Origin of the sequence: Pseudomonas sp. CFBP 13602, from assembly GCF_014842725.1 — a bacterium.
Taxonomy (GTDB): Bacteria; Pseudomonadota; Gammaproteobacteria; order Pseudomonadales; family Pseudomonadaceae; genus Aquipseudomonas; species Aquipseudomonas baltica.
Map to the genome: position 1 here is coordinate 1 of NZ_JACYVT010000007.1, position 14,099 is coordinate 14,099.

The window sequence follows — 14,099 nt, forward strand, 5'->3', positions numbered from 1 at the left end:
CCCGCGCGCCCGGCTGAGCGTCGATGCCAACGCGCGCACGGTGCGCGCGGCCGGCTCGCCAGGCTACCTGAGCCTGATCGACGGGCAACTCGCCGCCCTGCGACCGCCCCTGCGCCGCACGGCCGCTACCCAACCTGCGGCCGGCAGTGTGCGGATCTTTCGTGGCGGCGCCGAGACCCAGGTGGTCTCGGGCCTCAACTGAGTTCACCCCGCCTTCGGGCTCACATGCAAGGAGAACGACCATGGCTACAAACGCTATCGATCCGAACCTCGATCCCTCTGCCGGCACGGACGGCGAAGCGCAATTCAACGCCGCGCTGGACAGCTCCACGGAACTGAGCGACGCCGAGTTCACCGATCAGTTGGTCAGCGGCGCGGTCACCGTGGCCGGCCAGATGATCATCATGCCCAAGGCCAACGAAATGCTGAATGAAGCGATGTCCGACGAGTGATTGCGTCGCGCTGAACCTTCCCATCGTCGAACAGGAGCCTGACCATGCTGCCCATTGCCGCCACCGCCGTACCGGCACAGCCACCCATCGCCGATGCAGTGGGCACCGGCCAGGTATCGCAGAACCTTTTCGAGCACATGGCCCGGCAACCCGCCGTCGCACCCACCGGCACCAGCCCCGCGCAGTTGGGGGCCGGTGTTCTGGACAACCTCGACGGCTTCTTTAATCGCACACAGCGCTTCGCCGAGCGCGCCGCCGACCTCGGCGCCAGACAGAGCGACCCTGCGGCGGCCGGTCACCCGACCCCGGCGCAGGCCGCTGCCGACCCGCAACTGCAAAAAGTCGTGGAATCGTTGAGCCTGATGTTCGATCACTCCATCGAGACGCAGATGGTGGTGCGCGGTGCCACCCAGGTGTCCGGCGCCGCCAACACTTTGCTCAAGGGTCAATGATGAACCTTATGCCTCTCCCGATACTGCAGCGCACGACACGCCGCCTGCTGGCCATCGTCCTGCTCGCCTGCCTGATGCAGGGCTGCAAGACCCAGCTGTACACCAATCTCAGCGAGCGCGAGGCCAACACCATGGTCGCTGCGCTGTTGCACGAAGGCATCCCCGCCGACCGCGTGGTGCAGAAGGACGGGCGCTTGACCGTCAACGTGGCGCAGGAGCGCTTTGCCGAAGCCATGGCGATCCTGGAACAGGCCGGCCTGCCGGAGCAGACCTTCGCCAGCATGGGCGAGGTGTTCAAGAGCAACGGTCTGGTTTCGTCGCCTACCCAGGAACGCGCCCAGCTGATCTACGCGTTGAGCGAGGAACTGGCGCACACCGTATCGCAGGTCGACGGCGTGGTCTCGGCCCGAGTCCACGTGGTGCTGCCGGACAACGACCTGCTCAAGCGCAACATCACCCCCTCTTCGGCCTCGGTGTTCGTACGCTACGAAGCCGGGCTGGACATCAATGCACTGATACCGCAGATCAAGACGTTGGTCGCCAATGGCATTTCCGGGTTGGGCTACGACGGCGTCTCGGTCATTCCCGTGCAGGCCGCCGCCCGCGAGCGCGCACGCCAGGCACCCGCGTTTTCCTCGGTCATGGGTATCTGGGTGCTGGACAGCAGCCAGACCCGCGCTGCAACCCTGTTCGGCGTGATGTTGCTGGCCATCGTGGCGCTGGCTGGGGTGCTGGGTTATGTGCTGTGGCAAGCACGTCAGCCGCGCAGCTACGCCTTGGTGGACGCCACATGAACGCAGCGGAACGCACGATCGCCGCAGCCGAGCATGAACGCCGCTGGCAAACCTTTACCGCCCGCCCCCTGCACAACGTGCACCGGGCACGTCTGCAGGCCTGCTTCGACAACCTCGACCTGCCCGCCGCCACCCTGGACGCGATGCTGGCCCAACCACGCCTGCGCGAGCGGCTGACGCGCATGCTGGAGCGACGCTTTGCCTTGCAACCCCTCGAGGCGCTGCACGCCCCGGCGGCCGAGGATGTCCCGGTGGCCACCCTGGACAGCGCGCAACTCAGGCAACTGGCGCGTCGCTGCGGGGTGGTGTTCTGGGCCGAGGCGCTGGTTCGGGAAATTCGCGCACCGGCAGTACGTGCGCTGCGCGAGCACTTTGGTGATGCGCTGTTCGAATTGGCGCTGGCCGAACATGCCTTGGCTTGCCCGCTGGCCAGCCACGAGCTGCCGGCTTCTCTCGAGGAACTGGACGCTGTGGTCGAACGAGATGGGCAGGCCTGCGTCAACGCCTGGCTGGCCGAACAACCTCGCGCACTGGCCGCCTGGTACCGATTGAAAATCGATGACCCGGCCGCCGCCACGCCGATTACTCCGCGCATCGAACAGTACGGGCCAATGATCGTGCGGCGGGTAGTGCGCAGCGATCCGCCGACCCAGGGGCCCATGCATGAGTGAAGCCAGCCCATTGCCAACGCCTGGCAGGCGCATCGTGCGTGCCGATGAAGCCGCGCACTGGATCGACGGTCAGGAATATCTGCAGAATGCACGCGAGCAGGCTCGACAGCTGCTCGAGCTGGCCGAGCGGCAGGCCCAGGACCTGCGCACTGCCGCCCGCGCCGAAGGACTTGCCGAGGGCCAGGCGGCGGCGGGTCGACAGCTGGTCGAGACCGCTGTAGCCATGGAGCGCTATCTGGCCACGGTGCAGGTGCAACTGGCCGAGCTGAGCCTGACATTGGTTCGCCAGGTACTCGACGACCTCGACGCCGCGCCCCTGATCGCGCAGTTGTGCCAGCGCGCCCTGCACGACTTCCGCGACCAGCAGCAACTGACCCTGCGCGTGCCGCCGGCTCAATTGGCGCCGGTCACGAGTTTGCTGGACGGGCTGCTCGGCGTGGTGCAGGTGCAGATTCAGGTTCAGGGCGATGCCAGCCTGGGGCCGCGGCAGGCCACGCTGTCGAGCCCGGCCGCGCTGGTCGACCTGGACGTCGACGAGCAGTTGCGCGGCCTGCGCTTCGCCCTGGGTCTGCCAGCCGCCCCCGACAGCAGCGGAGCTGCCCAGTGAGCGCGGTACTCGACACCGTGCTGCCAGAATTGCTCGCGCGGGCCACGACTGCCATACCAAGACCGGTGCGCGGCAAGGTCCGGCGGATTCGCGGAATCATGGTCTACGCCAGCCTGCCAATGGCCCGCATCGGTGAGCTGTGTTACCTGCGCGATCCCCTCGACCAGCGTCTGGTCGCGGCCCAGGTCATCGGTTTCGAAGGCGACGAAGCCTTGCTCACGCCGATCGGCGAGCTGCAAGGCATGTCCACCCGCTGCGAAGTGATCCCCACCGGCGCGCCCCTGAAGGTCAGCGTGGGTGAGCATCTGCTGGGACGGGTCATCGACCCGCTGGGCCACTTTCTCGACGGCCCGGCGCCGCCTCGGGCGCCGGGGCCGGCACGTCACTACCCGGTGCATGGCGAGCCGCCGGCGGCGTTCTCGCGCAGCCTGATCGAGCAGCCGCTGGCCCTGGGCATCCGCGCCATAGACGGCCTGCTGACTGTCGCCCGTGGCCAGCGGGTGGGCATATTCGGCGAGCCGGGGGTGGGCAAGTCGTCGCTGCTGACCAGCATCGTGCGCGGCACCGCCGCCGACGTCATCGTGCTGGGATTGATCGGCGAACGTGGACGCGAAGTACGCGAATTGCTCGACGTCCAGCTCGGCGCGCAGGCCCGCGCACGCACCGTCGCCGTGGTCGCTACCTCCGACCGTCCAGCCATGGAGCGGGTCCAGGCGGCCCACGTGGCAACCAGCATCGCCGAATACTTTCGCGACCAAGGCCTGCATGTGCTGCTGTTGATGGACAGCATCACGCGCTTCGCCCGCGCGCAGCGCGAGGTCGGCCTGGCAGCGGGTGAACCACCGACCCGGCGCGGCTTTCCACCTTCGTTCTTCGCCGCCCTGCCGCGCCTGCTGGAGCGCGCGGGACCGGCCGCACGCGGCAGCATCACCGGCCTGTACACGATCCTTACCGAAGGCGACGGCAGCCAGGATCCGGTGGCCGAAGAAGTCACCTCGATCCTGGACGGGCACATCGTGCTCAGCGCCGCCCTGGCGCAGAAGAACCACTTCCCGGCCATCGACATACTGCGCAGTCGCAGCCGCCTGATGGACGCCGTGGTGCGGCCGCTGCAACGCCAGAGCGCGGCGCAGATTCGTCAGTCCATGGCGCTGTACGCCGATGTCCAGCTGTTGTTGCAGGTGGGCGAGTACAGCGCTGGCAGCGATCCGCAGACCGATGCCGCCATCGCGCGGCAGGGGGCTATCGAGCGATTCCTGTGCCAGCAGGCCGACAGTTGCAGCGACTATGAACAAACCGTGCGTGCGCTGTTCGAGTTGCTCGAGTGACCGGCGCCGAGCGCTTGCAGGCGCTGCTGCGACTGCGCGAGTTGCGCGAACGCAAGGCACGGATGGCTGCCGCCCGACAGGCGCGCAGCCGCGACGAGTTGGAGCAGCGGATAGACACCCTGACCCAGGCGCACTGCCTGCACAGCGAAGCCCTGGCCCGCCGCGACGCACGCAACGGCGCGGCGCTGCTGGGTGAAGTCGTCGATCATTGGCAGGTCCAGCGCTACCAGCAGCAGGCATCCGAGCGGGTTCACCTGGATCAGCAGTTCGCACAGCAGCTGCAAGCCCTCAGCGAGGAACGGACCCAGGCGCACGCTCAGCTGGAAGCCCTGCGGCAGCAGCGTCAACAGCACCAGCGACAGTGTGAGGCCATGGCCCAACTGCTGGCACAGGAAGTTCGCCAGGTCCGCCTGCGCGCGCAGGGGCACGCCGAAGCGGAAGCAGAAGATCGGCCCGGGCGCGTGCCCCATGGGTGACGTCCGCCCGATCCGCCCCGCGCAGGCGTCGCCAGCGCCGGTGTTGCCACAACAGGTGCTTGCGCATTTCCCCCGGGTCGATGCCACTGCCTGGGAACTGATCAATCAATGGTTGCACCCGCGCGCCGTCATCGAGTTCGCGCTGGGCGGTCACGCCTGCCAACTGGCCGTGCGCGCCTGGCCCGAGGCGCTCGACGACCGCCTCGACGTCGCCTTCAGCCTCGGCCAGGACGCGGGCGCCCTGTACCTGCCCATGGGCTTGCTGGACAGTGCGTTTGGTACCGAAACGAGCACCAGCCTGCAACAGGCCTCCCCGGAACAGCGTTGCCTGCTGCTCGAGTACCTGCTGCTCGACCTCGTCGAAGCCTTGGAAAAACTGACCACCCAGCCCCTGCAGTGCGTTCCTGAACCGACCGCGGAGAATACGTTGCCGGTGCGCCTGGGATTGGCCGTCAGCCAAGGAGCGTGGCACGCCACCCTGGGTCTGGCGCTCGACCCGGGCGCCGCCCAACGTCTGTTGGCTCTGCTCGATACCCAGGTACCACGCGTGCCGGAGCACCCTGGCTGGCTACCCCTGCCGGTGTCGGTCGCCTGCGGCTGGCAGCGGCTGTCCCTGGACGAACTGCACAGCCTGGCGCCGGGCGATGTGGTCATGCTCGATCGACCTTGCGAAGGCGTGCTGGTAAGCATCGCCGAGCGCCTGCACGCGTTTGCCACGCTCATCCCCGGCGGCCTGCGCCTGGACGATTCACCGTCGCCGGCTTCCTTTCCGTTCCTTTCGCCTTCCTCAGGAGAATCCACCATGGCGCAATCCCCCGAACACCTTGCAGCGCATTTGCCCGTCACCCTGGTCTGCGAAGTCGGGCACCTCGAGGTGACGGTGCAGACCCTTGGCGCACTGGTCTGCGGCAGCGTGTTGCCCCTGCCGGACCGAGAGGGTCAGCACGTCATGCTGCATGCCAATGGCAAAGCCTTCGGCCAAGGCGAACTGGTCACCTTGGGCGAAGGCCTGGGGGTGCGCCTGACGAGCCGTGCAGCCCATGAATGAGCTGCAACCCAACCTGATCGAAATCATCATCGTGGTCTCCACCATCGGCCTGGTGCCGTTGGTGGTGGTCACCATGACCGGCTTCCTGAAGATCTCCGTGGTGCTGTTTCTCATCCGCAACGCTTTGGGCGTGCAGCAGACGCCGCCCAACCTGGTGCTGTACGGCATCGCGCTGATTCTCACCGTCTACATCACCACGCCGCTGGTGGGGGAAATGCTCCACCGCCTCGAAGCCCAGCCCATCAGCCTGCAGAGCGTGGACGGCATTCGCGAAGCCGGCGACGTGCTGCGCGCACCGTTGCAGGCGCACCTGTCGCGCTACGCCAATCCGGATGAGCGCGCGTTCTTTCTGCAGGCGACCGAGAGCATCTGGTCGGAGGAAGCCCGCGCCGATCTTCGCGAAGACGATCTGGTGGTATTGATCCCGGCGTTCGTCAGCTCCGAGCTGACCCGTGCCTTCGAGATCGGCTTTCTGCTCTATATCCCGTTCCTGGTGATCGACCTGATCGTCTCCAACATCCTCATGGCGATGGGCATGATGATGGTATCGCCGACGCTGATCTCGATCCCGTTGAAGATCTTTCTGTTCGTGGCCGTCAGCGGTTGGTCGCGCCTCATGCACGGACTGATCATGAGCTACGGCGCATGAACGTCGACCACCCACCCCTCGCGAGGTAGCAGTCATGGGCCAGGATATCTTCCTGACAGTGATGAAAGACGCGCTGATGACCGTATTGCTGCTGTCGGCGCCAGCCTTGCTAGTGGCCATCGTGGTCGGCTTCGGCGTCGGCCTGGTGCAGGCGCTGACCCAGATCCAGGACCAGACCCTGCCGCAGGCGATCAAGCTGGTCGCGGTCATGCTGGTGCTGCTGGTGCTCGGTCCACTGCTGGCGAGCCAGGTGGTCAACCTGGCCGGGCAGATGCTCGACAACTTTCCCGCGTGGACACGCTGACGGTGGCCCATGCTCGGTGAGCAACTGGCAGGGTTCTTCGACCTCGCCTACCCCCTGCTCAGCGCCTTCGGCATGGCCGTGGCCCGCGCCCTGGGCATGATCATCATCACCCCGGCGTTCAATCGGCTGGGCCTGACCGGCATGATCCGCAGCGCGGTCGCGGTGGTGGTGTCGATTCCGATCGCCCCGGACATCTTCATCGCCCTGGCAGGCGAGCAGGCACCGTCGACCCTGATGTTGATGGCGCTGCTGATCAAGGAAATGGTGATCGGCGTGGTCATCGGGTTGATCTTCGGTATCCCTTTCTGGGCCGCCGAAGTCGCTGGCGAGCTGATCGACCTGCAACGTGGCTCGACCATGGCGCAGCTGCTCGACCCGCTGAGCTCGGGCGAATCGAGCGTCACCTCGACCCTGCTGAGCATCACTTTGATCACGCTGTTCTTCATGTCCGGGGGGTTCACCCTGATGCTCGACGGGCTGTACCGCAGCTACCAGTTGTGGCCGGCACTGGCAGCGGCGCCGGCACTGGGCGTGAACAGTGTCATGGAGATCGTGGGCGTGCTGGACAAGGTCATGCAGACCGGCGTGCTGATGATCGCCCCGGTGGTGATCGCCATCCTCACCGCCGACCTGCTGCTGGCCTACCTGGCACGCATGGCGCCGCAGCTGCATGTGTTCGACCTGTCGCTGTCGGTGAAGAACCTTCTGTTCTCGTTCCTGATGGTCGTCTATGTCAGCTTCATGATTCCCTACATGCTCAGCCAGCTGGGCGCGATGCGCGGCTGGTTCGATGTGGTCGAGTCGACGGTGCAGGCCGGCCTGCAGACAGGTGCGCCGTGAGCGAGCAACCCAGTGAAGAGAAGTCACTGCCCGCCTCGCAGAAGAAACTGCGCGATGCGCGCAACAAAGGCCAACTGCCGAAGAGCCAGGACATGGTTACCGCCATGGTCATCCTGACCTGCAGCCTGTACCTGATCAGCGTCGCCGAAGGCCTGCAGCAACGTTGCATGGCCTTCGTCGAGCTGGTTGCCCAGGTCTGGAGCGAACCGTTCGCCAGCCTCTGGCCGCGGGTGCAAAGCACTGCGGTGGACCTGCTGCTGAGCGTCACCCTGCCGCTGCTGGCGGTGACGGTGGTGACCGTGGTGCTGAGCAACCTGGTGACCATGGGCGGCCCGGTGTTCAGCGCCGACCCGATCAAGCCCGAGTTCGAGCGCATCAGCCCGGTCGCGGGGTTCAAGCGCATTTTTTCGCTGCGCAGCCTCATCGAGTTGCTCAAGGGGCTGTTCAAGCTCGGCGCTTTGACCGTCGCCTTCGTCCTGGTATATCGCGCCGGCATGCAGAGCCTGATGCAGTCCTCCGGCTGCGGCGCCGAATGCGTACGGGCCTCGTTTTTGCAAATGTTCCAGCCGCTGCTGGCCACCCTGATCATCGCCTTCCTGTTGGTGGGCGGGCTGGACGTGCTCATGCAGCGGTGGCTGTTCGGCCGGGAGATGCGCATGACCAAGAGCGACCGCAAGCGCGAGACCAAGGACAGCGACGGTGACCCACTGATCCGCCAGGCACGCCAGCGCCAGCGCAAGCAGATGCATGCGCTGGCCACCAAGCGCGGTGTGCACAACGCCACGCTGGTGATCGGCGAAGCGGGCCAATGGGCGGTGGGCCTGCGCTACATCCGCGGCGAGACACCGGTGCCGGTGATCGTCAGCAGGGCCGATGGGCAGGAATCGGCGGCGATGCTGGAACAGGCACGCGCGCTGGGCATCGCCCATGCTGTGAACGCGCTGCTGGCGCGTCGCATTGCCGTGCGCGCGGCCGGCGACGCGGTACCGGATGCCACGTTCCAGGAAGTGGCCGACATCCTGGTCGGTGCACGGTTGATCTAGGCGGTGACCCAAAAGTTAAACACTCGGGCTGTACGGTGGACATTCGGCGGCTGTCTCGCTGTCGCGCCGCGCTCATTCACCTCACAAGGAAGCAAGCCGATGACCGATACCCTTCAGCCTGCCACGTCGACCGATCCGGTCGCACCGCAAACCAGTCCCGAGCTGACCTTCGATGCCTTGATCGCGATCGCCAAGAGCATCGCCCAGCAGCAGCCCAAGCCCCTGCCCATCGAGAACCCCGCAACCCGGGAGATGATCGAGCTGCAGGAAAAACTGCACGACGCCAGCGTGCTGCGCACTGAAGAGGCGCCGAGCCTGGATCAGGTACGCACCATCGAACGTGACCCCAGCAACCCGGACGTGCTGATGGTGTACAAGAATGACGACAGCGTGGTGGTGGTTACCCGCGAGTTGACTCCAGAGGCGTTCGATACCCTGGACGACATGGGCAAGACCCTGGACGGTATCAAGACCAGCGAAGACGAAGGTTACCAGCAGGTCAAGGACAACCCGTTCACCGACGCCGACATCGACGGCGCGACCATCGGGGTCAAGGACGAGGTCGGTCCGGGCCTGGTTCGCGCCGAGGTGTTCGATGCCGACGGCGGCAGTCGCAAGGTCATCGTTTCCAAGGAGAGCAATCCGCAGCTGTATGAACGCTTCGTGGCCGTGGATGAAGGCCGCCGCAACGACGACGGCAAGATAGACGATGCGCGCAAGGAAGCCGACCTGCCGGCCATGAGCGAACTGGATGTGGGCAATCTGGAGACCGGCACGGTCGACCCCAACGATGCGAACCGCAAGCTCACCGTCAGTGAGCAGACCTGGCAGAACCTGATCGCGCAATGGAAAACCGGCGTGGAGGACGGCAGCATCGGCAAGGATGACGACCGCGCCAAACTCTACACGGCGTTGCGCGCGCAGGCCGCCAGTGACGGCGGGCTGGACATGGTGGTGCTGGACATGTCCATGGGCCAGAGTACCGCCAAGGTCAGCGGCGACGATCTGTCGTCGATCATCGACCGGGTCAAGGTCGACGAACGCACGGCCGAACTGTTCGGCGCCGAAAGCGTGCAGAAGGATTTCCAGGCGCAGCAGGCCAAGTCCCTCGACGCCCTGCCGGACAAGACCGCGGTGCGTGAAAAGCTTGAAAGCATGGCGTTCTCCGAAGACTACTCGCGCTACATCGCCGACCTGAAGAACAGCGGCAAGGAAGGCCTGGCCGAAGCCGACATCAGCAAGACCTACGCCGCCCTGGCCGCCTTCGATCCAGAAAAGGCCGCCCAGTTTTCCCAGCACATGATGATCGACGCGACCACCATGGACCTGGACAAGCTGCTGGCCGATCCGTCGGGAATCAACGACCAGAACACGGCGCTGGCCACCCAGGATACGATCAAGACGCTGCTGACGGCCTTGAAGAAAGGCGGCGTGGACATCCCTCGACGTACCGTGGAAACCGAACGTTTCGTCCAGGAATTTCTCGGCAACAAGCAAACCGCCAAAACCTTCGCCAGTGCCTTGAAGGAACTGGGTGCCACGTTCAGCCAGAACGGCACGGTGACCCAGACCGATATCGAGAAGGTCATGGGCAAGGACGTCTACAAGACCCTCGGCGAAGGCGCCCATGGCAGCATGCTGCGCACCCTGAGCGAGCTCAACGGCAACGGCGTGCTGGGATCGGCCGGCGGACTGATCTCGCTGGCCTCGGGTATCTATCAGCTGGTCGGCAAGGGCGGCAGCCTGGCCGATACCCCGGAAGAGCGGCTAGCCATCGCCAAGGACATGGTCAGTGTGCTCGGCGCCGGCCAGCACTTCGTCAATCTGGGTTCCAATATCGTCGACAGCGTGCGTGGCACTCAGGTCAACCAGATGCTAGGCCTGGACAAGTCGCTGCCGCAGATCTTCGGTAAGGACCAGCCTCAGGGTGGCGGGCGGCCGTTCAGTGTGGTGGAAGGCGATCTGAAGAAGCTGTTCGAGGACTTCAATGCAGCCGTCGATGCAGCGCCGATCGACGACAAGAAGAAGCTGGCGGAAAAGCTCAACCTTTCCGAAGACAACATGAAGACCTTGACCGAGGGCTTCCGCGACGGCTTCGCCAAGAATCCCGGGCTCAATGGCAGCACGCCCAGCACCCGCGCGGTTTCGGCATTCCTGCGGATCATGGACGCCGGCGCCAATACCTTCACCGGTGTGGCCGATCTGGTGCTGGGCGGCCTGAAGATCAAGAGCGGGCTCAACAGCAACGACCAGACGGTCGTCGCACAGGGCGCGATCACCGTGGCCGCCGGGGCCTTCAACGTAGCCGGCGGGGGTGCGCAGATGGCCGCGCTGGTGGGTTCCAACGTGGCCAGGGCGTTGACCGGGCCACTGTTGTGGGCCGGTGCTGCCCTTACCCTGGCGCTGACGCCGTTCCTGATCGTCGAAGACATCAAGCACAACAACCGCATGGATGACCACCGCGATGACCTGCAAGGGTTGTTTGCCGACCTGTCCGAGCAGGGCTTGCTGACCGAAGACGGCGACAAGCGCTTCGAATTCCTCGACACCTACATGTACAACTACGGCCAGCGCGACGCGCCCGACGATAAAAGCATCTTCGAGTATCGCGACGGCGAGTACGAGTTCTACGCCGAGGAAGGTCATCTGCCGGAAGAAGGCTTCGACGACGTCAAGCATGACGACTACAAGGGCGACGGCGAAAACCTCGACACCCGCCTGGACCGCGTAGGCTAATCGCGCACCGACCGCCCCTGCGCAACCCGTAGGAGCGGTCACCGGCCGCGAAAGCCGTTATGCGGTATGCCTGATGCACAGCAGCACCCCCTTCGCGGCCACGGACCGCTCCTACACTCGATCGCGCCCCCACTGTAGGAGCGGTCACCGGCCGCGAATGCCGTGACGCGGTATGCCTGATGCAACGCGGTGCGCCTTTCGCGGCCACGGACCGCTCCTACGTTCGATCGCGTCCCCACTGTAGGAGCGGTCACCGGCCGCGAATGCCGTGACACGGTATGCCTGATGCAACGCGGTGCGCCTTTCGCGGCCACGGACCGCTCCTACGTTCGATCGCGCCCCACTGTAGGAGCGGTTCATCGGCCGCGAAAGCCGTGACGCGGTATGCCTGATGCAACGCGGTGCGCCTTTCGCGGCCACGGACCGCTCCTACGTTCGATCGCGGTCTGTTTTTCTCCAGGCGAACCCCTGAGCGGGATGCTTTTTCGTTGTTGTCTGGGTAACGAACGACGATGCTGCGGTGCTGCTCAGCCAAGTCCCGGCGGCAGCGGATGAAGGTCTGCGTTGCGCCCCGCCTTCGCCACCTGCCCCGGCATTTCATGCCCCAGCAGCGCTGGCAACGTGCGGGAAAGGTCGAGCAGACGGGGCAGATCGATGCCGGTGGGAATGCCCATCTCCTCACACAGGTTCACCAGATCTTCGGTGCAGATGTTGCCCGAGGCGCCCGGCGCGAACGGGCATCCGCCCAACCCCCCGAGCGACGCATCGAAGCGCCGCGCACCGGCTTCGTAGGCAGCCAGGACGTTGCTCAATCCCAGCCCGCGGGTATTGTGGAAATGCAGGGTCAGCGCTTCGGCGGGCAACTGTTCCAGCACCCGCCGGACCAATGCGTAGACCTGGCGCGGGTTGGCCATGCCCGTGGTGTCGGCCAGGGTCACGCCCTGCATGCCGAGCCGCTGATAGGCATCGACCAGGTCCATCACCACGCGTTCATCGATGGCGCCTTCGAACGGGCAGCCGAAGGTCGTGGCGATGGTGCCATTAAGGCTGACCGACGTACCGCGGGCCAGCTCGAGCACTTCGGTGAAGCCTGCCAGGGATTGTTCACGGGTCATGCGCATGTTGGCGCGGTTGTGGCTTTGGCTGGCCGACAACACCAGGTTGAGTTCATCCGCCTTGGCGGCGAGCGCGCGCTGCGCCCCCTTGAGATTGGGAATCAGCGCCACGTAGGTCACACCCGGCTGGCGGGCGATGCCATGGAACACCTGTTCGCCATCGCGCAGGGCTGGAATGGCCTTGGGCGAAACGAAGGAACCGGCCTCGATGCGGCTGAAGCCCGCCAGCGAAAGCTGGTCGATCAAGGCAATCTTGTCTGCGGTGGCAACCCAGATCGGCTCGATCTGCAGACCATCACGGGGCGCCACTTCCTGAACGATGAGACGTTGCGAGTAGTCGTTGATCACTGCACGATCCCCTCATCCTTCAGGCGCTGGATAGCGCTCTCGCTCAGGCCCAGCTCGGTCAGCACGGCCTGGGTGTGCTGCCCCAGGCTGGGCCCCTGCCAATTGACCACACCCGGCGTGGCGGAGAGCTTGGGCACGATGCCGGGCATTTTCGTTGCCACGCCACCGGGCAGCTGCGCATCGAGAATCATGCCGCGGGCCTGATAGTGCGGGTCGGCGACGATATCGGCGACCGAGTAGATGCGCCCGGCAGGCACCTCGGCGCTTTCCAGTGCCTGTAACACATCCTCGATAGGGCGCTGGGCGCTCCAGGCACTGATGGCGCCATCGAGCAGGTCGCTCTGCGCAGCTCGGCCGTCGTTGTGAGCGAACGCCGGGTCATCGCCCAGATCGGCTCGACCGATGGCGTTCATCAGGCGCTTGAAAATGGGATCGCTGTTGCCCGCGATCACCACATAACCGCCATCGACAGTGGGATAGGTATTGGATGGGGCGATACCGGGCAAAGCACCGCCGCTGCGCTCGCGCACATGACCGAGCATGGCATACTCGGGCACCAGGCTTTCCATCACGTTGAAGACGCTTTCGGCCAGGGAGACATCGACCACCTGACCGTCACCCTGACCGGTCTTGACCCGCAGCAACGACATCAGCGCGCCCATCACCGCATGCATGGACGCCAGCGAATCACCCAGGCTGACCCCCACCCGTGCCGGCGGTGAGTCCGGGTGGCCGGTGGTGTAGCGAATGCCGCCCATGGCCTCGCCGATCGCGCCGAAACCTGGCCGGTCGCGATAAGGGCCAGACTGGCCATAGCCGGAGATGCGCACCAGCGTCAGCTTGGGGTTCAGCGCATGCAAGACGTCCCAGCCCAGGCCGAGTTTCTCCAGGGCGCCGGGACGCAGGTTCTCGATCAGTACGTCGGCGCTTTCGGCCAGTTGCTTGACGATCTCGATGCCTTCGGCAGACTTGAGGTTCAGCGCCAGAGATTTCTTGTTGCGCGATTGCAGGTACCACCACAACGAAGTGCCTTCGTGGAGTTTTCGCCACTTGCGAAGGGGGTCGCCCTGCCCCAGGGTTTCGATCTTGATCACCTCGGCACCGAACTCGCCCATCATGCGCGCAGCGAACGGCGCAGCGATGAGGGTTCCGATCTCGATGACACGGATTCCGCTAAGAGCAGTCATGGGCAGCCTCGATGTCTGTTGAAAAAAGGATGATCTGCGACGCGGCGCA

The 14,099-nt window shown here is 65.3% G+C and carries 16 protein-coding genes; 14 read left to right on the forward strand and 2 right to left on the reverse strand.

The features are described from left to right. The 14 genes from IFU31_RS15140 to IFU31_RS15205 all read left to right on the forward strand — a co-directional run. The coding region (locus IFU31_RS15140; protein ID WP_192103552.1) for a hypothetical protein at positions 1–202 on the forward strand (202 nt) is incomplete at its 5' end. Between the two features lie 40 nt (positions 203–242). Next, a complete protein-coding gene (locus tag IFU31_RS15145; RefSeq protein WP_122796789.1) occupies positions 243–452 on the forward strand; it encodes a hypothetical protein in 210 nt (69 codons plus the stop codon). A gap of 44 nt (positions 453–496) precedes the next feature. Next, positions 497–904, forward strand: coding sequence for a hypothetical protein (locus IFU31_RS15150; RefSeq protein ID WP_244652059.1), 408 nt, complete (start codon positions 497–499; stop codon positions 902–904). Between the two features lie 8 nt (positions 905–912). After that, positions 913–1,698 carry a type III secretion system inner membrane ring lipoprotein SctJ gene (sctJ, locus tag IFU31_RS15155; RefSeq protein WP_192103554.1) on the forward strand — a complete coding sequence of 262 codons (786 nt, stop codon included), beginning with the start codon at positions 913–915 and terminating at the stop codon, positions 1,696–1,698. Continuing rightward, positions 1,695–2,369, forward strand: coding sequence for a type III secretion protein (locus IFU31_RS15160; protein WP_192103556.1), 675 nt, complete (start codon positions 1,695–1,697; stop codon positions 2,367–2,369). The genes sctJ and IFU31_RS15160 overlap by 4 nt, the downstream gene beginning before the upstream one ends. After that, positions 2,362–2,976 carry an HrpE/YscL family type III secretion apparatus protein gene (locus IFU31_RS15165; RefSeq protein WP_192103558.1) on the forward strand — a complete coding sequence of 205 codons (615 nt, stop codon included), beginning with the start codon at positions 2,362–2,364 and terminating at the stop codon, positions 2,974–2,976. Before IFU31_RS15160 ends, IFU31_RS15165 begins: the two co-directional genes overlap by 8 nt. Continuing rightward, complete coding sequence (locus tag IFU31_RS15170) at positions 2,973–4,304, forward strand: FliI/YscN family ATPase (RefSeq protein ID WP_192103560.1); 1,332 nt, start codon at positions 2,973–2,975, stop codon at positions 4,302–4,304. Before IFU31_RS15165 ends, IFU31_RS15170 begins: the two co-directional genes overlap by 4 nt. Continuing rightward, positions 4,301–4,780, forward strand: coding sequence for a hypothetical protein (locus tag IFU31_RS15175; protein ID WP_192054270.1), 480 nt, complete (start codon positions 4,301–4,303; stop codon positions 4,778–4,780). Before IFU31_RS15170 ends, IFU31_RS15175 begins: the two co-directional genes overlap by 4 nt. Continuing rightward, the gene (gene sctQ, locus IFU31_RS15180) at positions 4,773–5,828 is read left to right on the forward strand and encodes a type III secretion system cytoplasmic ring protein SctQ (protein ID WP_192103562.1); all 1,056 of its coding nucleotides are present in this window, start codon (positions 4,773–4,775) and stop codon (positions 5,826–5,828) included. The genes IFU31_RS15175 and sctQ overlap by 8 nt, the downstream gene beginning before the upstream one ends. Then, positions 5,821–6,477, forward strand: a complete 657-nt coding sequence (gene sctR, locus IFU31_RS15185; protein ID WP_122796795.1) for a type III secretion system export apparatus subunit SctR — start codon at positions 5,821–5,823, stop codon at positions 6,475–6,477. The genes sctQ and sctR overlap by 8 nt, the downstream gene beginning before the upstream one ends. Positions 6,478–6,511: 34 nt before the next feature. Next, positions 6,512–6,781 carry an EscS/YscS/HrcS family type III secretion system export apparatus protein gene (locus IFU31_RS15190; RefSeq protein WP_122741901.1) on the forward strand — a complete coding sequence of 90 codons (270 nt, stop codon included), beginning with the start codon at positions 6,512–6,514 and terminating at the stop codon, positions 6,779–6,781. A 9-nt stretch (positions 6,782–6,790) separates the two neighbouring features. Beyond that, positions 6,791–7,621 carry a type III secretion system export apparatus subunit SctT gene (gene sctT / locus IFU31_RS15195; protein ID WP_192103564.1) on the forward strand — a complete coding sequence of 277 codons (831 nt, stop codon included), beginning with the start codon at positions 6,791–6,793 and terminating at the stop codon, positions 7,619–7,621. After that, positions 7,618–8,664, forward strand: a complete 1,047-nt coding sequence (locus IFU31_RS15200) for an EscU/YscU/HrcU family type III secretion system export apparatus switch protein (protein WP_192103566.1) — start codon at positions 7,618–7,620, stop codon at positions 8,662–8,664. Before sctT ends, IFU31_RS15200 begins: the two co-directional genes overlap by 4 nt. A gap of 99 nt (positions 8,665–8,763) precedes the next feature. Further along, positions 8,764–11,400, forward strand: coding sequence for a hypothetical protein (locus IFU31_RS15205; RefSeq protein ID WP_192103568.1), 2,637 nt, complete (start codon positions 8,764–8,766; stop codon positions 11,398–11,400). 527 nt (positions 11,401–11,927) lie between these two features. On the opposite strand, the gene IFU31_RS15210 is transcribed toward IFU31_RS15205, so the two are convergent. Then, complete coding sequence (locus IFU31_RS15210; protein ID WP_192103570.1) at positions 11,928–12,863, reverse strand: hydroxymethylglutaryl-CoA lyase; 936 nt, start codon at positions 12,861–12,863, stop codon at positions 11,928–11,930. Then, a complete protein-coding gene (locus IFU31_RS15215; protein WP_192054258.1) occupies positions 12,860–14,050 on the reverse strand; it encodes a CaiB/BaiF CoA transferase family protein in 1,191 nt (396 codons plus the stop codon). The genes IFU31_RS15210 and IFU31_RS15215 overlap by 4 nt, the downstream gene beginning before the upstream one ends. Positions 14,051–14,099 lie beyond the last annotated feature (49 nt).